The following is a 16,441-nucleotide window of genomic DNA, read 5'->3' as shown; positions in this document are numbered from 1 at the left end:
ACGTGATGACGCCGTCGTCGCCCGCCGCGAGGATCTCGTCCTACCGAGGGCACGCAACGGGGCCGTTCGCAGGCGTTGTTCGCGGGCCTGTCGTCCACCCGGGAACCCGTCGGGGCACGCGGGACGCAGGCTCGTCCGGGCCGCCCGGCTCGTGGAGGGGCCGGCGGTCCCCGGACGGAGCGTGCGCTTCAGCGAGACGCTTCTGACCGTCGGGCACCGCCGCGAAGAACGGCGAGGCGAGCCCGGACAGGGCGTCGATCAGCTGTGCCGCCTCGTTCACCGCAGCTCCTGTCCGCGTCATCGTCAGCGGGCGAGCCCCGGCTCCCGCACCCCCTTAACGCGCCCCGTACACCGCCCCCGGTGCCTCCGCCTCAGCGAGGAGTTTCAGCGTCGCGTCGCCCGCCTGTGCCGGGGTCCAGCGGGCCCCCTTGTCCGCGGTCGGGCCCGGGCGCCAGCCCTCCATGACCGTGATGCGGCCCGCCTCGGCCTCGAAGACGCGGCCGGTGACTCCCGCGGAGGCGGTGGAGCCGAGCCAGACGACGAGGGGGGACACGTTCTCCGGAGCCATCGCGTCGAAAGCGCCGTCCTCCTCCGGGGCGGCCATCGTGGCGGCGAAGGTCTGCTCCGTCATGCGGGTGCGGGCGGCGGGCGCGATGGCGTTGACGCGCACTCCGTAGGCACCGAGTTCGGCGGCGGCCACCAGGGTCAGGCCCAGGATTCCGGCCTTCGCCGCGCTGTAGTTGCCCTGCCCGACGCTGCCCAGAAGGCCCGCTCCGGAGCTGGTGTTGACCACGCACGCGTGCGGGGTGCGTCCCGCCTTCGCCTCGGCGCGCCAGTGTGCCCCCGCGTGCTTGAGGGGCAGGAAGTGCCCCTTGAGGTGGACGCGCATCACCGCGTCCCAGGCGTCCTCGTCGAGGTTGACCAGCATCCGGTCACGGAGGAAGCCCGCGTTGTTGACGAGGGTGTCGAGGCGGCCGTATGTGTCGAGTGCGGTCCGTATCAGTGAGGCGGCGCCTTCGGAGGTCGCGATGTCGCCGCCGTGCGCGACGGCGTCGCCGCCCGCCGCCCGTATCTCCTCGACGACCTCGTGGGCGGGGCCGTCCGCGTCCCCGGCTGCTGCCGCCGACCCGTCCGCCGCCACGCCGAGGTCGTTGACGACGACCCGGGCGCCCTCGGCCGCGTACGCGCGCGCGTGCGCCCGGCCCAGCCCGCGTCCGGCGCCCGTGACGATGACGACGCGGCCTTCGCAGAGCCCGGATCGGCCGACCGATGTGGCTGCTGTCATGACATGACTCCCTGGAGTGCGTGGATACGGGTGACTCGGGCGCTCAGTGGTTGACCGACGCCGCCGCCAGGAACGCGGGACGTTCGCCGCCGCCGTGCAGGCGGAGCGCCGCACCGCTGATGTACCGGGCGCGGTCGGAGGCGAGGAAGACGCAGGCGTCGCCGACGTCGGAGGGGTCGGCGAGGCGGCCCAGCGGGACGGTGCGGGCGACCTCGGCGATGCCCTTTTCGTCGCCGTAATGGAGCGCCGCGCTCTCCGTGCGGGCGAGGCCGAGGACCACCGTGTTGACGCGCACGGCCGGCCCCCATTCGACCGCCATGGTCCCCGCGAGGTTCTCCAGTCCCGCCTTGGCCGCGCCGTAGGCGGCGCTGCCGGGCGAGGGGCGCGTCCCGCTGACGCTGCCGATCATGGTGATGCTGCCCCCGGTCTCCTGATGGCGCATCACTTCGTAGGCTGACAGCGAGGCGTGGAGCGGAGCGAGCAGGTTCAGTTCGATGATCTTCGCCTGGCGAGCCGGGGAGCATGCGGCGAGCAGGCCGTACGGCGTGCCGCCCGCGTTGTTCACCAGGCCGTCCACCCTCCCGTACGCCGCCGCCACTTCGGCGAAGAAGACGCCGGCCGCCGCCGCGTCACGCAGGTCGAGCGGCCTGAACTCGGCGGTCTCGCCCGCCTCTTCGACGGGTGTGTCCGGCGGCCTGCGGGCGCAGATCACGACGCGCGCCCCGGCGGCGAGGAAGCTCCGGGCGATTCCGGCACCGACGCCGCGGGTGCCGCCGGTCACGACGACCACCTGTCGTGTGTCAGTCATCGCTGCTACCTTTCCAACTAACAAATGTTTGGTTGAAGGCGTGCGATTGAAAGGTAGCGGATCGTCCGATGTCTGTCTCCACCTCCGCCCCGGACAAGGGCACCGCCGTCGTCACTGTCGACTATCCGCCCGTGAACGCCCTGCCGGTGCGGGGTTGGTACGACCTGGCGGACGCGGTCCGCGCCGCGGGCCGCGACCCCCGGACCCGCTGCGTCGTGCTCACCGCCGAGGGCCGGGGATTCAACGCGGGCGTGGACATCAAGGAGATACAGCGCGACACCGGACACACCGCGCTGATCGGCGCCAACCGGGGGTGCTACGAAGCGTTTTCGGCGGTGTACGAGTGCGAGGTGCCCGTCGTGGCGGCGGTGCACGGCTTCTGCCTGGGCGGCGGGATAGGCCTCGTGGGGAACGCGGACGCGATCGTGGCGAGCGAGGACGCCATCTTCGGCCTGCCCGAGCTGGACCGGGGCGCGCTCGGCGCGGCCACGCACCTGGCCCGCCTCGTCCCGCAGCACCTGATGCGTGCCCTGTACTACACCTCGCGGACCGCGACCGCCGCCGACTTGCACGCACACGGCTCCGTGTGGCGGGTCGTCCCCCGCGCCGAACTGCGGGACGCCGCGCTGGAACTGGCGCGCGAGATCGCCCGCAAGGACGGCACGCTGCTGCGCTTCGCGAAGGCCGCGATCAACGGCATCGACCCCGTCGACGTGCACCGCAGCTACCGCTTCGAGCAGGGCTTCACCTTCGAGGCGAACCTCAGCGGCCTCGCCGACCGCATCCGCGACGACTTCGGGCAGCAGGATTCCGGGCAGCAGAGGGAGGGCAGGGCGTGACCGACAAGACAATGACTCCCGACGACATCGTGGGGCGCCTGGACAGCGGCATGACACTCGGCATCGGAGGCTGGGGCTCGCGCCGCAAACCGATGGCGCTGGTGCGCGCGCTGCTGCGGTCCGACGTCACGGACCTGACCGTCGTCTCGTACGGCGGCCCGGACATCGGCCTGCTCGCCGCGGTCGGCCGGATCCGCACCCTGGTCACCGCCTTCACGACCCTCGACTCGATCCCCCTGGAGCCGCATTTCCGGGCGGCACGCGAGCGTGGCGCCTTCGAACTCGTCGAGCTCGACGAGGCGATGTTCATGCAGGGCCTCACCGCGGGCGTCCAGCGGCTGCCGTTCCTGCCGATCCGCGCGGGACTCGGCTCCGACGTCCCGCGCGTCAACCGGCACCTGCGCACCGTCACTTCGCCGTACGAGGACGGGGAGGAGCTCGTCGCCGTGCCCGCCCTGCGCATGGACGCGGCCCTGGTCCACCTGAACCGCGCGGACCGCTTCGGCAACGGACAGTACCTGGGCCCCGACCCCTACTTCGACGACCTGTTCTGCGAGGCCGCCGACACCGCGTACGTCTCCTGCGAGCGCATCGTCGACTCCACCGAGCTCACCGCCCACGCGGCACCCCAGACGATGCTGGTGTCCCGGCACGCGGTGACGGGTGTGACCGAGACGCCGGGCGGCGCGCACTTCACGTCCTGCGTGCCGGACTACGGCCGCGACGAGCCGTTCCAGAAGGCCTACGCGACGGCGGCGGCCGACCCGGACGCCTGGGACGCCTTCCGAGCCCGCTTCCTCCCCCGGACCGGAACCGAACGGGACTACCGACTGGCCGTCCGGGCCTGGCACAAGGAGCAGCGATGACACGGCCCGCCCCCGATCCCGTCACCCGTGCCGAGTACTGCGTGATCGCCTGCGCCGAGGCCTGGCGTGGCGACGGCGAGATCCTCGCCTCCCCCATGGGCACGGTCCCGTCGGTCGCGGCCCGACTCGCCAAGCTGACCTTCTCCCCGGACCTGCTGCTCACGGACGGCGAGGCCCTGCTCATCGGCGACGTCCCCGCGGTCGGCGGGGCGTCGGCGGTGACCGAGGGATGGCTGCCGTACCGCAAGCACCTGACGATGGTCATGGGCGGCAAGCGGCACGTGATGATGGGCGCGAGCCAGATCGACCGCTTCGGCAACCAGAACATCTCGTGCATCGGCGACTGGTCCCGGCCCAGGCGCCAGCTGCTCGGCGTGCGCGGCGCCCCGGTCAACACGCTCAACAATCCCGTGAGTTACTGGGTCCCCAGGCACTCCACGCGCGTGTTCGTCGAGAAGGTCGACATGATCAGCGGCGTCGGATACGACAGCGCGGCCGCCGCCGGGCCCTCCGCGACCCGCTTCCACGACCTTCGCCGTGTCGTCTCCGACCTCGGCGTCTTCGACTTCGGGGCGCCCGGCCACGCGATGCGCCTGGTGTCCCTGCACCCGGGCGTGACCCTCGACCAGGTGCGCGAGGCCACCGGGTTCGCCCTGTCCGTGCCGGACGCCGGCGTCCCGGCCACCCGTGAGCCGACCGCCGAGGAGCTGCGGCTGATCCGTGACGTCGTGGACCCGCGGGGTCTGCGCGACCGCGAGGTGCTCGCGTGACACCCACCCTGAGGACCGCGCTGACGGACCTGGTCGGCGTACGGCACCCGATCGTCCAGACCGGCATGGGCTGGGTGGCGGGCCCCCGTCTGGTCTCCGCGACCGCGAACGCCGGGGCGCTCGGCATCCTGGCCTCCGCGACCATGACGGTCGACCAGCTGCGGGCGGCCGTCCGCGAGGTCAAGTCCCGCACCCAAGCGCCCTTCGGGGTCAATCTGCGGGCCGACGCGGGCGACGCGCGGGACCGTGTCCGGGTCATCGTCGACGAGGGGGTCCGGGTCGCGTCGTTCGCCCTCGCACCCTCCAGGGAGCTCATCGCCGAGCTCAAGGACGCGGGCGTGGTGGTCGTCCCGTCGATCGGCGCGCGACGGCACGCCGAGAAGGTCGCCGCGTGGGGCGCGGACGCGGTCGTCGTGCAGGGCGGCGAGGGCGGCGGTCACACGGGCGAGGTCGCCACCACGGTGCTGCTTCCGCAGGTCGTCGACGCGGTGGACATCCCGGTGATCGCGGCGGGTGGTTTCTACGACGGACGCGGTCTGGTCGCCGCCCTCGCCTACGGAGCGGCGGGCGTGGCCATGGGCACGCGTTTCCTGCTCACGTCGGACTCGACGGTGCCGGACACCGTCAAGGCCCGCTACCTCGCGGCCTCCGTCAAGGACGTCACCGTCACGACGCGCGTGGACGGCCTCCCTCACCGGATGCTGCGCACGGAGCTGGTGGCGGGCCTGGAGAAGTCGGGCAGGGTCGCGTCGCTGACGCGTGCGGTGCGGCACGCGGCGGCGTTCCGGAGGATGTCCGGCATGAGCTGGCGCCGGATGGCGCGCGACGGCCTCGCGATGCGGCACGGCAAGGACCTGACGTGGAGCCAGGTGCTCCTGGCGGCGAACACGCCCATGATGCTCAGGTCGGCGATGGTGGACGGACGCCCCGAGGCGGGCGTGATGGCCTCCGGCCAGGTAACGGGCTTGATAGACGACCTGCCGTCGTGCGCGGAGCTGGTGGACCGGGTCATGCGGGAGGCGGACGACGTCCTTGCCCGCCTGCCGAGTCCGTCCCGGAACCGTCGGGGGACAGGCCTCGGCCCGCCCGACGATCGAGGACCGGAACCCGAATTCAGACCGCCCGACGATCGAGGACCGCAGCCCGAGTTCAGCCTGTCCGGCGATTGAGGACCGGGGTCCGGGGCAGCGCCCCGAGGCGGCGCCCCCGGCCCCCCGCACAGGATGAACCGCTCAGCACCACGCTCACCTCCGCACCAGCCCCAAATGATCCAGCGCCCGGTCCACGAGACCATCCGCCCCGCACGTCCGTGCGAGAGTCAGGCCGCGCTCCAGCTCCTGCACGGAATCCGCCGCGATGCCGTACTCGACACGGGCGACCGCATGTTCGTACGCGCAGGGTGAGGCTTCCAGGTACGAGGCCGCCTGGCGGTACAGGGCGACCGAGCGCGGTCCCGTCTCCAGAGCCGCCGCGCACCGCAGCGCCTCCCCGATCGCGGTGTCCGTGCCGAACCGCTCGGCCTGCCTGCGCGCGTCCGCGACGAGGTGCGCCGCGCGCTCGGGGTCCTCGTGGGCCAGCGCACGGGCGAGGTCGTACGCCCACGGAGCGAGGACGGTGTTGTACTGGCCGCGCGCGGTCAACGCCTTTGCCGTGGCCTCGAGTTCGTCGAGGCCGTCCTTCGTGCGCCCGAGGGCGAGCAGGAGGCGGCCGCGCACGGACGGCGCGTCGGGCACGTAGATCGTGGAGGCGGAGGGCGGCGCGAAGCCGTACTGGTCGGCGACGGCGCCCGCCTCCGTGACGTGGCCGCGCGCCAGCAGCGTGTCGATGAGCATGCTGGCGGCCTCCCAGTGCATGGGCAGGCCCTGGCCGACGCGGTCGGCCAGGCGCAGGCTCTCGCGCAGCGACCGTTCGGCGTCCGTCAGACGGCCGCGCCTGCGGTACACGTAGCCGAGGAAGGCGTGCGACAGGGCGAGGTGTCCGCCGCTCCACCCGGCGGTCTCGTAGGCCCTGACGGCCTCGGTGAAGAGGCTCTCCGCGCGGTCGAGGCGGTCCGAGAAGGCGTACGACCCGCCGAGCATCAGGCGGAGCTCGAAGCTCCACTCCGGGTCGGTCCAGCCGAGGCCGGGCGCGAGGCGGCCGTTGACGAGGGCACGGTCGCAGAGCTCGACGACCAGTTCGGCGCTCTCACCGCGGGTCATGGCGTCGAAGGCGCGCAGGATCAGCAGGGCGCGTTCGGCGTTGTCGCGGCCCGCGAGAGGACCTGCGAGCCTGGCGAGCCGCTTGGAGCGTGCGGGCGAGTCCTCCTCGCCCGCGTGGATGCCCTCCCACATGTAGTGCACCGCTTGCAGGCGCAGCCGCGCGGGACCCTGTTCGAGCCGGCTCGCCTCGTCGGCGATGGCGCGCAGGCCCTCTTCCAGCTGGTCGTTGTGGACGAACGCCTGGGACAGGCGGCAGACGGCGTCGACGCGCAGGTCCTGGTCGAGGCCGGGCATGGTGAGGGCCTCGCGCAGGTGCCTGATGGTGGTGGCGGGCGAGGTCAGCATGGTGGCGCAGCCGAGTTCGTAGAGCACGCGCGCGTGGATGTCGGGCAGCGGCGGCTCGCGCAGGGCCCGTTCCAGGCAGCGGCGTGCCGCGTCGGGTGCGCCGACGGCGAGGTGTTCGGCGGCGGCCTCGCGCAGCTGCTCGACGAGGTCGGGGTCGTCGTCCGGGTGGACTTCGAGGAGGTGCGGGGAGGCGGCCGCGGCGCCCCTGCCGTCGTGGGTGATGACCGCGGCGGCCACGCCGTGCATCGCGGTGCGGGTGGCTGCCGGGATGGAGCGGTAGACGGTGCCGGCGATCAGCGGGTGGACGAACTCCAGGCCTTCGTCGCCGCTGACCAGGATGCGTGCCGTGCAGAGGCGCTCGGCGCAGCGTTCGGCGCTGTCGTGCGTCATGCCGGCGAGTGAGGCGGCCAGGTCGAGGGAGATGGCGCTGCCGAGGATGGCGGCGGCCCAGGCGAAGCGGGTGGCGTCGGTGCCGAGCCCTTCGAGGCGGGCGACGAGGCCGCGGCCGCGGGCCGTACGGTTGAGGGCGCGCAGTTCGTCGGCGGAGCCCTCGACGGGTTCGAGTTCGCTGTCCTGCACCTTGGCGAGGAGCTCGACGGATTCGTACGGGTTGCCGCCGGTGACGGCCCAGACCTCGCGGCAGAAGGGTGCGTCGGCATGCTCGCCGAGCGTGGCGCGGGTCAGGCCCGCGGCGGCCTCCGGGGTGAGGGCGCGCAGCGTGGTGAAGGAGCGGGCCTCGGTGGCGACCGTCGCGAGGTGGCGTGCGCTGTCGCCCTCGGCCTCGCCGGGCCTGCGGGCGACCACGACGAGCACGGGCAGTTCGTCCAGGCGCTGGGCGAACGTGGCCAGCCAGTGCAGGGTTTCCTGGTCGGCCCAGTGGGCGTCGTCGATGAGGAGGACGAGGGGCCAGTGGAGCCGCGAGAGCCGGGAGACCGCTTCGACGAGGCCGTCGCAGACGCCCTGCGGGTCGGCCTGGCGCCCGCCGGGCTCGGCTATGCCGAGTGCGGGGCCCGCGATGTCGTAGCAGTCGCCGAAGTACTCGCGTGCCTCGTCGGGGCCGAGTTGGACGAGTGCGGGCTGCAGCAGTTGCCGTACGACGTTGAAGGGGACGGAGGTGACCGTCTCGCCGCCGCGCGCCGACCAGACCGTGGCACGGTCCCCGACCATGCGGCGCACTTCGGCGAGGAGCGCCGTCTTGCCGATGCCGGCTTCGCCGCAGAAGGCGAGCAGGCCGCCCGCGGCCGTGGATTCCGCACAGAGATCGTCGACGGCCCGGGCCACGGCGGCGAGTTCGACGTCGCGCTCCCACAGCGGGGCCCAGGCGGCTCCTCCGGGCCGTCCCTGCGTCATCGCGCTACCTCCCGGGGTCGCTCAATCGACGTACAGAAGTCGAGACTAGCCGGGTCGGGGCCGTGTTGGAGAGCGGTCCGGGCAGGTACTCCCGCAAGGAGTGAGGAAGAAGCCGCTCCGGGGACGGCCCGTGGGCGCCTTCGGGGTCTTCACAGGCGTTCGACGATGGTCACGTTGGCCTGCCCGCCGCCTTCGCACATGGTCTGGAGGCCGAACCGCCCTCCGGTGCGCTCCAGTTCGTGCAGGAGGGTCGTCATCAATTTGACGCCGGTGGCACCGAGGGGGTGGCCGAGGGCGATCGCGCCGCCGTTGACGTTGACCTTCTGCGGGTCGGCGCCGGTCTCCCGGAGCCAGGCGAGGGCGACGGGCGCGAACGCCTCGTTGATCTCCACGAGGTCGATGTCGGCGATGGTCATGCCGGTCTTCTTCAGGGCGTGCGCGGTGGCGGGGATGGGCGCGGAGAGCATGCGGATGGGGTCCTCGCCGCGCACGGAGAGGTGGTGGACGCGGGCGCGGGGCGTCAATCCGTGTTCCCTCACGCCCCGTTCGCTCGCGATGAGCATCGCCGCGGCGCCGTCGGAGACCTGCGAGGAGCAGGCAGCGGTGATCGTGCCGCCGTCGAGGACGGGCTCGAGACCCGCCATCTTCTCCAGGCTCGTGTCGCGCCGCGGGCCCTCGTCGGTGGTGACGGTTCCGTAGGGGACGATTTCGCGGTCGAAGCGGCCCTCGTCGATGGCGCGGACGGCGCGCCGGTGCGAGCGGAGCGCGAACTCCTCCATGTCGCGGCGGGATATCCCCCATTTCTCGGCGATCAGCTGGGCGCCGTGGAACTGGTTCACGGGCCGGTCGCCGTAGCGGGCGCGCCAGCCCTCACTGCCCGCGAAGGGCCCTTGGGTCAGGCCGAGGGGCTCGGCGGCCTGCCGGGAGGCGAAGGCGATCGGGATCATCGACATGTTCTGGGTGCCGCCCGCGACGACGAGGTCCTGGGTACCGGACAGGACGCCCTGCGCGGCGAAGTGCACGGCCTGCTGGGACGATCCGCACTGCCGGTCGACAGTGACGCCGGGCACCTCTTCGGGGAGTCCGGCCGCCAGCCAGCTGGTGCGGGCGATGTCTCCGGCCTGCGGTCCTACCGTGTCGAGGCAGCCGAAGACGACGTCCTCGACGGCGGCGGGGTCGACGCCGGTGCGCTCGACGACCGCGCGCAGGACGTGGGCTCCGAGGTCGGCGGGGTGGACCTCGGAAAGCCCGCCCTTGCGCCTGCCGACGGGCGTGCGGACCGCTTCGACGATGTAGGCCTCGGCCATGACTGCGTACTCCTCGGTCGTGGGCGCCGTGCGAGCGACGACTCGTTTGCTACGTACGTACGGAGATGCCGTCCAGGACCATCGACAGGTACTGGCGGGCGATCTCCTCGGGGCTGTGACCTCCGCCGGGGCGGTACCAGGACGCGGCGACCCAGACGGTGTCGCGCACGAACCGGTAGGCGAGGCGGACGTCCAGGTCGTCGCGGAAGACGCCTTCCGCGACCCCGCGCTCCAGCGTCGTCAGCCAGGCCTTCTCGAAGCGCTGCTGCGAGTCCGACAGGTACTGGAAGCGCTGCTGGGCGACGAGGTGCCTGGACTCCTTCTGGTAGATCGCGACGGCGGCGCGGTGCCGGTCGATCTCGCGGAAGGACTCGGTGACGAGGGCTTCGAGCGTGGCGCGGGGGTCGAGCTGGGCCTGGAGCACGGTGTCGTACCCGTCCCACAGCTCGGTGAGGAAGGTGCGGAGGATCTCCTCGAGCATCGACTCCTTGGAGTCGAAGTGGTAGTAGAGGCTGCCGGCGAGCATGCCGGCGGCGTCCGCGATCTTGCGGACCGTGGTCGCGTTGTAGCCCTGCTCGGCGAAGACGTCGGCGGCGATGGCGAGCAGTTCGCGGCGCCGCTCGGGCGAGGGGCTCACCTGGGGCTTCTTCTTGGTCGCGGGTTTTTCACCGGCGCTGTTCTTCGGATTCGGCACACGCTCATTCTCCGCCTAGGCGTGCTGGCTGCTGACCGAGACCGTCTCCCCCGTCATGTACGAGGAGTAGCCACTGGCCAAAAAGACGATGACGTTGGCTATCTCCCAGGGCTCGGCGTACCGCCCGAACGCCTCCCGCGCGGTGAGCTCTTCCAGGAGTTCGGGCGAGGTGACCTTCGCGAGGTGGGGGTGCATGGCGAGGCTCGGCGAGACCGCGTTGACCCGGATGCCGTGGGGGGCCGCTTCGAGGGCGGCGCACCGGGTGAGGGCCATGACGCCGGCCTTCGCCGCGGCGTAGTGCGCCTGGCCCGCCTGGGCGCGCCAGCCGAGCACCGACGCGTTGTTCACGATGACACCACCCCGCTCACCTCCCCGCGCGGTGCCTCTCATACGGCGCAAGGCCTCGCGGGTGGAGCGGAAGGTGCCGTTCAGCGTGACGTCGACGACCTTGTCCCACTGCTCGTCGGTCATCTCGGTGAGCTCGGCGGTTCCGCCGAGCCCCGCGTTGTTCACCACGATGTCCAGGGGCCCGTGGCGCCGCTCGGCGAGGTCGAACAGGGCCTCGATCCGGGCCGCGTCGGTGACGTCGCACGGGATGCCGTCGATCCGGTCGGCGCCGAACTCCTCGGCGAGCGCCGCCACCGACTGCTTCGTCCGGACCGCGTGGGCGTCGCCGATGACGACGCGCGCGCCCTCCTCCAGGAAGCGGCGCGCGGTGGCGCCGCCGATGCCCGCCCCGGCGGCTGCCGTGATCACGGCGGTGCGGTCCGCGAGGAGGTCGTGCGCGGGAACGTACGCGGGCGCGTCCATGGGCTCTCCGATTCCGGCTCTCGACTCCTCGACACCCTTCAAGGTAATCTACCAAACACTTGTTAGGGAAGACCGAGGAGCCGAAGGGGTGGCCGCCGATGGACCTGGACTTCACCGCCGGGGAGAGGGAGTTCAGGCAGCGGGCGCGCGCGTGGCTCGCCGCGCACGTGCCCGCCGCGCCACTGCCCTCGCTGGAGACAAGGGAAGGTTTCGCGGCCCACCGGGAGTGGGAGCGCACGCTCGCGGCCGACCGCTGGTCGGTGGTGTCGTGGCCGGAGGAGTACGGCGGGCAGGGCGTCGACATCGTCAAGTGGCTGGTGTTCGAGGAGGAGTACTACGCGGCGGGCGCGCCAGGACGGGTCTCCCAGAACGGCATCAACCTCCTCGCGCCCACCCTCTTCGACTTCGGCACCGAGGAGCAGCGCGCCCGGGTGCTGCCCGCCATGGCGACGGGTGAGGTGATCTGGGCGCAGGCGTGGTCGGAGCCGGAATCGGGCTCCGACCTCGCGTCCCTGCGCTCCACGGCCCGGAGCACGGACGGTGGTTGGCTGATCAGCGGCCAGAAGACGTGGTCGTCGCGGGCCGCGTTCGCCGACCGCGCGTTCGGCCTGTTCCGCAGCGAACCGTCCGAGGCCGGCCGGGACACGGCGCACCAGGACACGGCGCACCAGGACACGGGATCCCAGGACTCGGCACGCCGGGACACGTCACCCCAGGACTCGGCACGCCGGGGCAAGCCGCACCGGGGCCTGACCTACCTGATGTTCCCGCTCGACGCGGACGGCGTGACGGTCCGCCCCGTCGGCCGCCTGGACGGCAAGCCCGCGTTCGCCGAGCTCTTCCTGGACGACGTCTTCGTGCCGGACGAGGACGTGATCGGCGAGCCGGGGCAGGGCTGGCGGATCGCCATGTCGGCCACGGGCAACGAACGGGGCCTGACGCTGCGCTCCCCCGGCCGCTTCCTCGCCGCCGCGGACCGGCTGGCCCGGCAGTGGCGGACGCGGGCCGACCCGGCCGACACGGCGCTGCGCGACCGGGTCGCCGACGCCGTCATAGGGGCGCGTGCCTACGAGTTGTTCACCTGGGCGAACACCTCACGGTTCGCGGCGGGCGAGACGATCGGCGCCGAGTCCAGCCTCAACAAGGTCTTCTGGTCGGAGTACGACATCGCGCTGCACGAGACGGCGCTCGATCTGCACGGGCCCGACGGCGAGTTGCTGGACGGCTCACCCGCGGAGGGCGCCGACTGGGCGGAGGGGTACGTGTTCTCGCTCGCCGGCCCCATCTACGCGGGCACGAACGAGATCCAGCGGGACATCATCGCCGAGCGGCTGCTCGGCCTGCCGAAGGGACGCCGCTGATGAGGTTCCTCCTCGACGACGAGCAGCGGGAGTTCGCGCGCTCCCTGGCCGCGATGCTGACGGCGGCCGACACGGTGGCGGCCACGCGCGCGTGGGGTGTCGGCGAGCACGCGCCGGGGCGGGCCGTGTGGGGGCGGCTCGCGGAAGCGGGCGTCTTCGCGCTGCCCGTTCCCCGGGAGTACGAAGGACTGGGTCCGCTCTCCGTGGAGACGGCCGTCGCCTTCCTGGAGGTGGGGCGGCACGCCGTGCCGGGGCCGGTCGTCGAGACGGTGACGGCGGCCGCGCTCCTCGCCCGTCTCGCCGATGAGGGCGAACGGGAACCGGCCAAGCGCCTCCTGCCCGCCCTGGCCTCGGGCGCGTCGACCGCGACGCTGACGCTGCCGCAGGGCGGGCCACTCGCTCTGGACGCGGACGCGGCCGACCTGATCCTGACCGCGGCCGACGGGGAGCTGCGGCTCGCCCCCGGGCACGCGCGCGTGCGCCGCTCCCTGGACCCCGCCCGGCGCCTCGCCGCGCCGTTGCCGGGCGGCGAACTGCTCGCCTCGGGTCCCGCCGTCACCGCGGCGGCGCGGCACGCGACGGCCTGGGCGGCGCTCGCCACGGCCGCCCAGTCGCTGGGCGTCGGCCTCGCCCTGCTCGAGCGGACCGTCGCGTACGCCAAGCAGCGGGCCCAGTTCGGGTCCCCGATAGGGGCGTTCCAGGCCGTCAAGCACCGGCTCGCGGATGTGCTGGTGCGCCTGGAGTTCGCGCGTCCGCTGGTGTTCGGCGCCGCGACGACGATGGCGCCGTGCGACGTCGCCGCGGCCAAGGTGACGGCGGCGGAGTCCGCGTACGGAGCGGCACGCGCCGCGCTCCAGCTGCACGGCGCGATCGGGTACACGGCGGAGTTCGACCTCTCCCTGTGGCTCACGAAAGCGCGGGCGCTCCGGGGCGCCTGGGGGGACCCGGGGGTGTGGAGGGGGCGGGTGCTCGCGGCGCGCGAGTGACACATCCCCGCGGAAGGGGCGCCCGAAGGGGATCCGGAGGTGCGGAAGGGGCAGGCGCCCACCGCCCGCGAGCGACGCACCCCCGCGGAAGGGGCGCCCGAAAGGGATCCGAAGGTGCGGAAGGAACAGGTGCCCACCGCCCGCGAGCGACGCACCCCCGCGGAAGGGGCGCCCGAAAGGGATCCGAAGGTGCGGAAGGGGCAGGCGCCCACCGCCCGCGAGCGACGCACCCCCGCGGAAGGGGCGCCCGAAAGGGATCCGGAGGTACGGAAGGGGCAGGCGCCCACCGCCCGCGAGCGACGCACCCCCGCAGGAGGCGCGCCCGAAAGGGATCCGGAGGTACGGAAGGGGCAGGCGCCCACCGCGCGCCTGGAACGTGTTGCCGCGCACCCCCGCAGCTGTGCCTCGTTTCCGGGAACACGAGTCGCCCGCGGCCCGCGGGATGCGATGATCAAGCGCATTGGTGAGCCGACCGAGAAGGAGGCCCCACGTGCGCGTGATCGGGCTCATGTCAGGGACCTCGTACGACGCGATCGACGCGGCAGCCGCCGATCTGACGCTCGACGGCGACCGTCTGGTGCTGACCCCCCTCGGGCTGATCACCCGGGGCTACGACGAAGGGCTGCGCGCCGCGCTCGGCGCCGCGCTGCCGCCCGCCGCGACCACCCTCGCCGATGTCTGCCGCCTGGACACGGACATCGGGCGGGCGTTCGCCGCCGCCGCGGTCGAGGCGGACCGCGAACTGTGCGACGGACGGGCCGAGCTGGTCGCCTCGCACGGGCAGACCGTCTTCCACTGGGTGGAGGGCGGTCAGGTGCACGGCACGCTGCAGATCGGTCAGCCCGCGTGGATCGCCGAGGCGACCGGCCTGCCGGTGGTCTCCGACTTCCGCCCCCGCGACATCGCGGCGGGCGGTCAGGGAGCACCCCTGGTCAGCCTGGTGGACCGGATGTGGCTGCGCGGCAGGCCCGGCACCCCCGCCGCGCTGAACCTCGGCGGCATCGCTAACATCACCGCCGCCGACGGCACCGCCTTCGACACCGGCCCCGCCAACGCCCTGGTGGACGCGGCCGTGCACGAGGCGACGGGCGGCCGCCTCGCCTACGACCTGGACGGCGAGCTCGCCGCGCAGGGCACGGTCGACGAGGGCCTCCTCGTCCGGCTCCTGGACGAGCCCTACTACACGCTGCCCGCACCGAAGACGACGGGCAAGGAACTCTTCCACCTGCCGTACCTGCGTTCGGCGTTGAAGGGGTACGAGGCGCTGCCCACCGAGGACGTCGTCGCCACGCTCACCCGCCTCACCGCCCGCACGGTCGCCGACGCCGTCCGCTCGGTGGGGGCGTCCGAAGTCATCGCCTCCGGGGGCGGGACCCTGAACCCGGTGCTGATGAAGTTCCTGCGGGCGGAGTTGGGCGAGGGGCTGCCGCTGCGCACGTCCGGCGAGCTCGGGCTGCCGTCCGCCGCGAAGGAGGCGTACGCCTTCGCCGTACTCGGCTTCCTGACCCTGCACGGCCTGCCGGGCACCGTCCCGGCGAGCACGGGCGCCCGGCACGCGAGCGTGCTCGGTTCGATCACTCCGGGGCGGCGCGGGACGCGGTGGCCGCGGGTGGCGGAGGGGGCTCAGGGGCCGGTGCGGCTCGTCGTCAACGGGCATGAGGACGCGGGCCGGTAGCGAACAACGGCAGAGCGGGCCGAATTGTGCGGCCCCTCTCATCCGCCTTTCACGCGGGGCTCATACGCTGACCGGCATGACCCAGATGACTCCCCCGGGCTGGTACCCCGACCCCGGCCGGACCGCCGACGGTCCTCCCACCGAGCGCTGGTGGGACGGGACCGTGTGGACGGACCAGGTGCGCGCCGCCGCCGGCACCGCGGCCGATCCCACACAGACGGCCTTCCCGGCGTATCCCGGACAAGCCCCGGCGTACCCCGGACAAGCCCCGGCGTACCCCGGCCAGGCCCCGTCGCCCGCCCCGCGCCGCAAGCTGCGCGTGGCGATAGCCGCGGGCGTCGTGCTCGTCGTCCTCGCCGGCATAGGCGGGGGCGTGTACGCCCTCACCTCCGACGACGACAGTGACGGCGGTGGCTCGACGGTGAAGGAACCGTCGGCCGGCGCCCCGCAGGAACCTCAGGACCCGCAGAACCCGGACTCCCCGGAGGCCCCCCGTTCCCCGGGCGCACCCGACCCGCAGGACCCGGAGCAGGACCCGGGCTTCGCCAGTGACGTGGTGAACGGCATCAAGATCCCCGTGCCGGACGGCTGGAAGGGCGGCAGCACGCAGTACGGCGCCGGGGTGCAGACGGACCCGATCCCCTGCCCCGGCAACACCAGTGAGCAGTGCACCCGCGGCAGCGCCTTCTCGCAGTCGGCCGAGCAGCTGAAGATCGACGAGGAGACGCCGGAGGCGGCGGCCAAGGCCGACATCAAGAAGAACGCCGCTCAGGGCTACGGCGGCAAGACGTACGGCAAGATCACCTCGCACAAGGTGCTGGCCTCCGAGTCCATCACCGTGGCGGGCCAGAAGGGCTACTACGTCCGCTGGAAGGCCGTCACGGAGAAGAGCGACGACGGCTACGTCGAATCGCTCGCCTTCCCCTCCCCCGCCGACAAGTCGAAGATCGTCATCGTCCGCATGGGCATCGACGTCAACGACAAGGCCCCGTCGCAGTCCTCCATGGACGAGATCGCGAAGGGCATCAAGGCAGGACCGGCCGGCGAGAGCGGCGGCGGCAACGGCCAGGACGTATAAGTCCGGGTCACACCGCACACAGCAGGGCCGGGCGGGTTCCTCGCCGCTCAGGAGGAACACCGCCCGGCC

At 72.9% G+C, this 16,441-nt stretch carries 14 protein-coding genes; 8 read left to right on the top strand and 6 right to left on the bottom strand.

Features of this window, described 5'->3' with window-relative positions; genetic code table 11:
* Positions 1-334: 334 nt before the first annotated feature.
* Positions 335-1,285 carry an SDR family oxidoreductase gene (locus AC07DO_RS30500; protein WP_479063955.1) on the bottom strand — a complete coding sequence of 317 codons (951 nt, stop codon included), beginning with the start codon at positions 1,283-1,285 and terminating at the stop codon, positions 335-337.
* A gap of 43 nt (positions 1,286-1,328) precedes the next feature.
* Positions 1,329-2,093, bottom strand: coding sequence for an SDR family oxidoreductase (locus AC07DO_RS30495; protein ID WP_479063953.1), 765 nt, complete (start codon positions 2,091-2,093; stop codon positions 1,329-1,331).
* A gap of 68 nt (positions 2,094-2,161) precedes the next feature.
* Here AC07DO_RS30495 and AC07DO_RS30490 point away from each other — a divergent pair, with 68 nt between their 5' ends.
* From AC07DO_RS30490 to AC07DO_RS30475, 4 genes are read left to right on the top strand one after another with little or no spacing between them, the layout of a single operon-like run.
* Entirely contained in the window at positions 2,162-2,932 is a 771-nt protein-coding gene (locus tag AC07DO_RS30490; RefSeq protein ID WP_479063951.1) for an enoyl-CoA hydratase family protein, read from the top strand.
* Between the two features lie 11 nt (positions 2,933-2,943).
* Complete coding sequence (locus AC07DO_RS30485; protein ID WP_479064213.1) at positions 2,944-3,798, top strand: CoA transferase subunit A; 855 nt, start codon at positions 2,944-2,946, stop codon at positions 3,796-3,798.
* Positions 3,795-4,568: a CoA-transferase subunit beta gene (locus AC07DO_RS30480; RefSeq protein ID WP_479063949.1), complete on the top strand. Its 774-nt coding sequence runs from the start codon at positions 3,795-3,797 to the stop codon at positions 4,566-4,568. The genes AC07DO_RS30485 and AC07DO_RS30480 overlap by 4 nt, the downstream gene beginning before the upstream one ends.
* An 8-nt stretch (positions 4,569-4,576) precedes the next feature.
* Positions 4,577-5,737, top strand: coding sequence for an NAD(P)H-dependent flavin oxidoreductase (locus AC07DO_RS30475; protein ID WP_479064211.1), 1,161 nt, complete (start codon positions 4,577-4,579; stop codon positions 5,735-5,737).
* A gap of 75 nt (positions 5,738-5,812) precedes the next feature.
* Here AC07DO_RS30475 and AC07DO_RS30470 read toward each other — a convergent pair whose 3' ends face one another.
* From AC07DO_RS30470 to AC07DO_RS30455, 4 genes are all read right to left on the bottom strand, one after another.
* A complete protein-coding gene (locus tag AC07DO_RS30470; protein WP_479063947.1) occupies positions 5,813-8,461 on the bottom strand; it encodes an ATP-binding protein in 2,649 nt (882 codons plus the stop codon).
* Between the two features lie 149 nt (positions 8,462-8,610).
* A complete protein-coding gene (locus AC07DO_RS30465; RefSeq protein WP_479063945.1) occupies positions 8,611-9,768 on the bottom strand; it encodes an acetyl-CoA C-acetyltransferase in 1,158 nt (385 codons plus the stop codon).
* Positions 9,769-9,817: 49 nt separating this feature from the next.
* Positions 9,818-10,462, bottom strand: coding sequence for a TetR/AcrR family transcriptional regulator (locus tag AC07DO_RS30460; RefSeq protein WP_479063943.1), 645 nt, complete (start codon positions 10,460-10,462; stop codon positions 9,818-9,820).
* Positions 10,463-10,477: 15 nt separating this feature from the next.
* Positions 10,478-11,272 carry an SDR family oxidoreductase gene (locus AC07DO_RS30455; protein WP_479063941.1) on the bottom strand — a complete coding sequence of 265 codons (795 nt, stop codon included), beginning with the start codon at positions 11,270-11,272 and terminating at the stop codon, positions 10,478-10,480.
* Between the two features lie 98 nt (positions 11,273-11,370).
* On the opposite strand from AC07DO_RS30455, the gene AC07DO_RS30450 reads away from it, so the two are divergent.
* The 4 genes from AC07DO_RS30450 to AC07DO_RS30435 all read left to right on the top strand — a co-directional run bounded on the left by AC07DO_RS30450 (position 11,371) and on the right by AC07DO_RS30435 (position 16,372).
* Positions 11,371-12,633 carry an acyl-CoA dehydrogenase family protein gene (locus tag AC07DO_RS30450; protein WP_479063939.1) on the top strand — a complete coding sequence of 421 codons (1,263 nt, stop codon included), beginning with the start codon at positions 11,371-11,373 and terminating at the stop codon, positions 12,631-12,633.
* Positions 12,633-13,619, top strand: coding sequence for an acyl-CoA dehydrogenase family protein (locus tag AC07DO_RS30445; RefSeq protein WP_479063937.1), 987 nt, complete (start codon positions 12,633-12,635; stop codon positions 13,617-13,619). The genes AC07DO_RS30450 and AC07DO_RS30445 overlap by 1 nt, the downstream gene beginning before the upstream one ends.
* A gap of 490 nt (positions 13,620-14,109) precedes the next feature.
* Positions 14,110-15,294, top strand: coding sequence for an anhydro-N-acetylmuramic acid kinase (locus tag AC07DO_RS30440; protein ID WP_479063936.1), 1,185 nt, complete (start codon positions 14,110-14,112; stop codon positions 15,292-15,294).
* Positions 15,295-15,370: 76 nt separating this feature from the next.
* Positions 15,371-16,372: a DUF2510 domain-containing protein gene (locus AC07DO_RS30435; RefSeq protein ID WP_479063935.1), complete on the top strand. Its 1,002-nt coding sequence runs from the start codon at positions 15,371-15,373 to the stop codon at positions 16,370-16,372.
* Positions 16,373-16,441: the final 69 nt, after the last annotated feature.

This window comes from Streptomyces sp. NPDC045678 (genome assembly GCF_056432085.1).
Note: the sequence above shows the minus strand (reverse complement) of the source record. Positions and strands in the feature narration are given on the sequence as shown.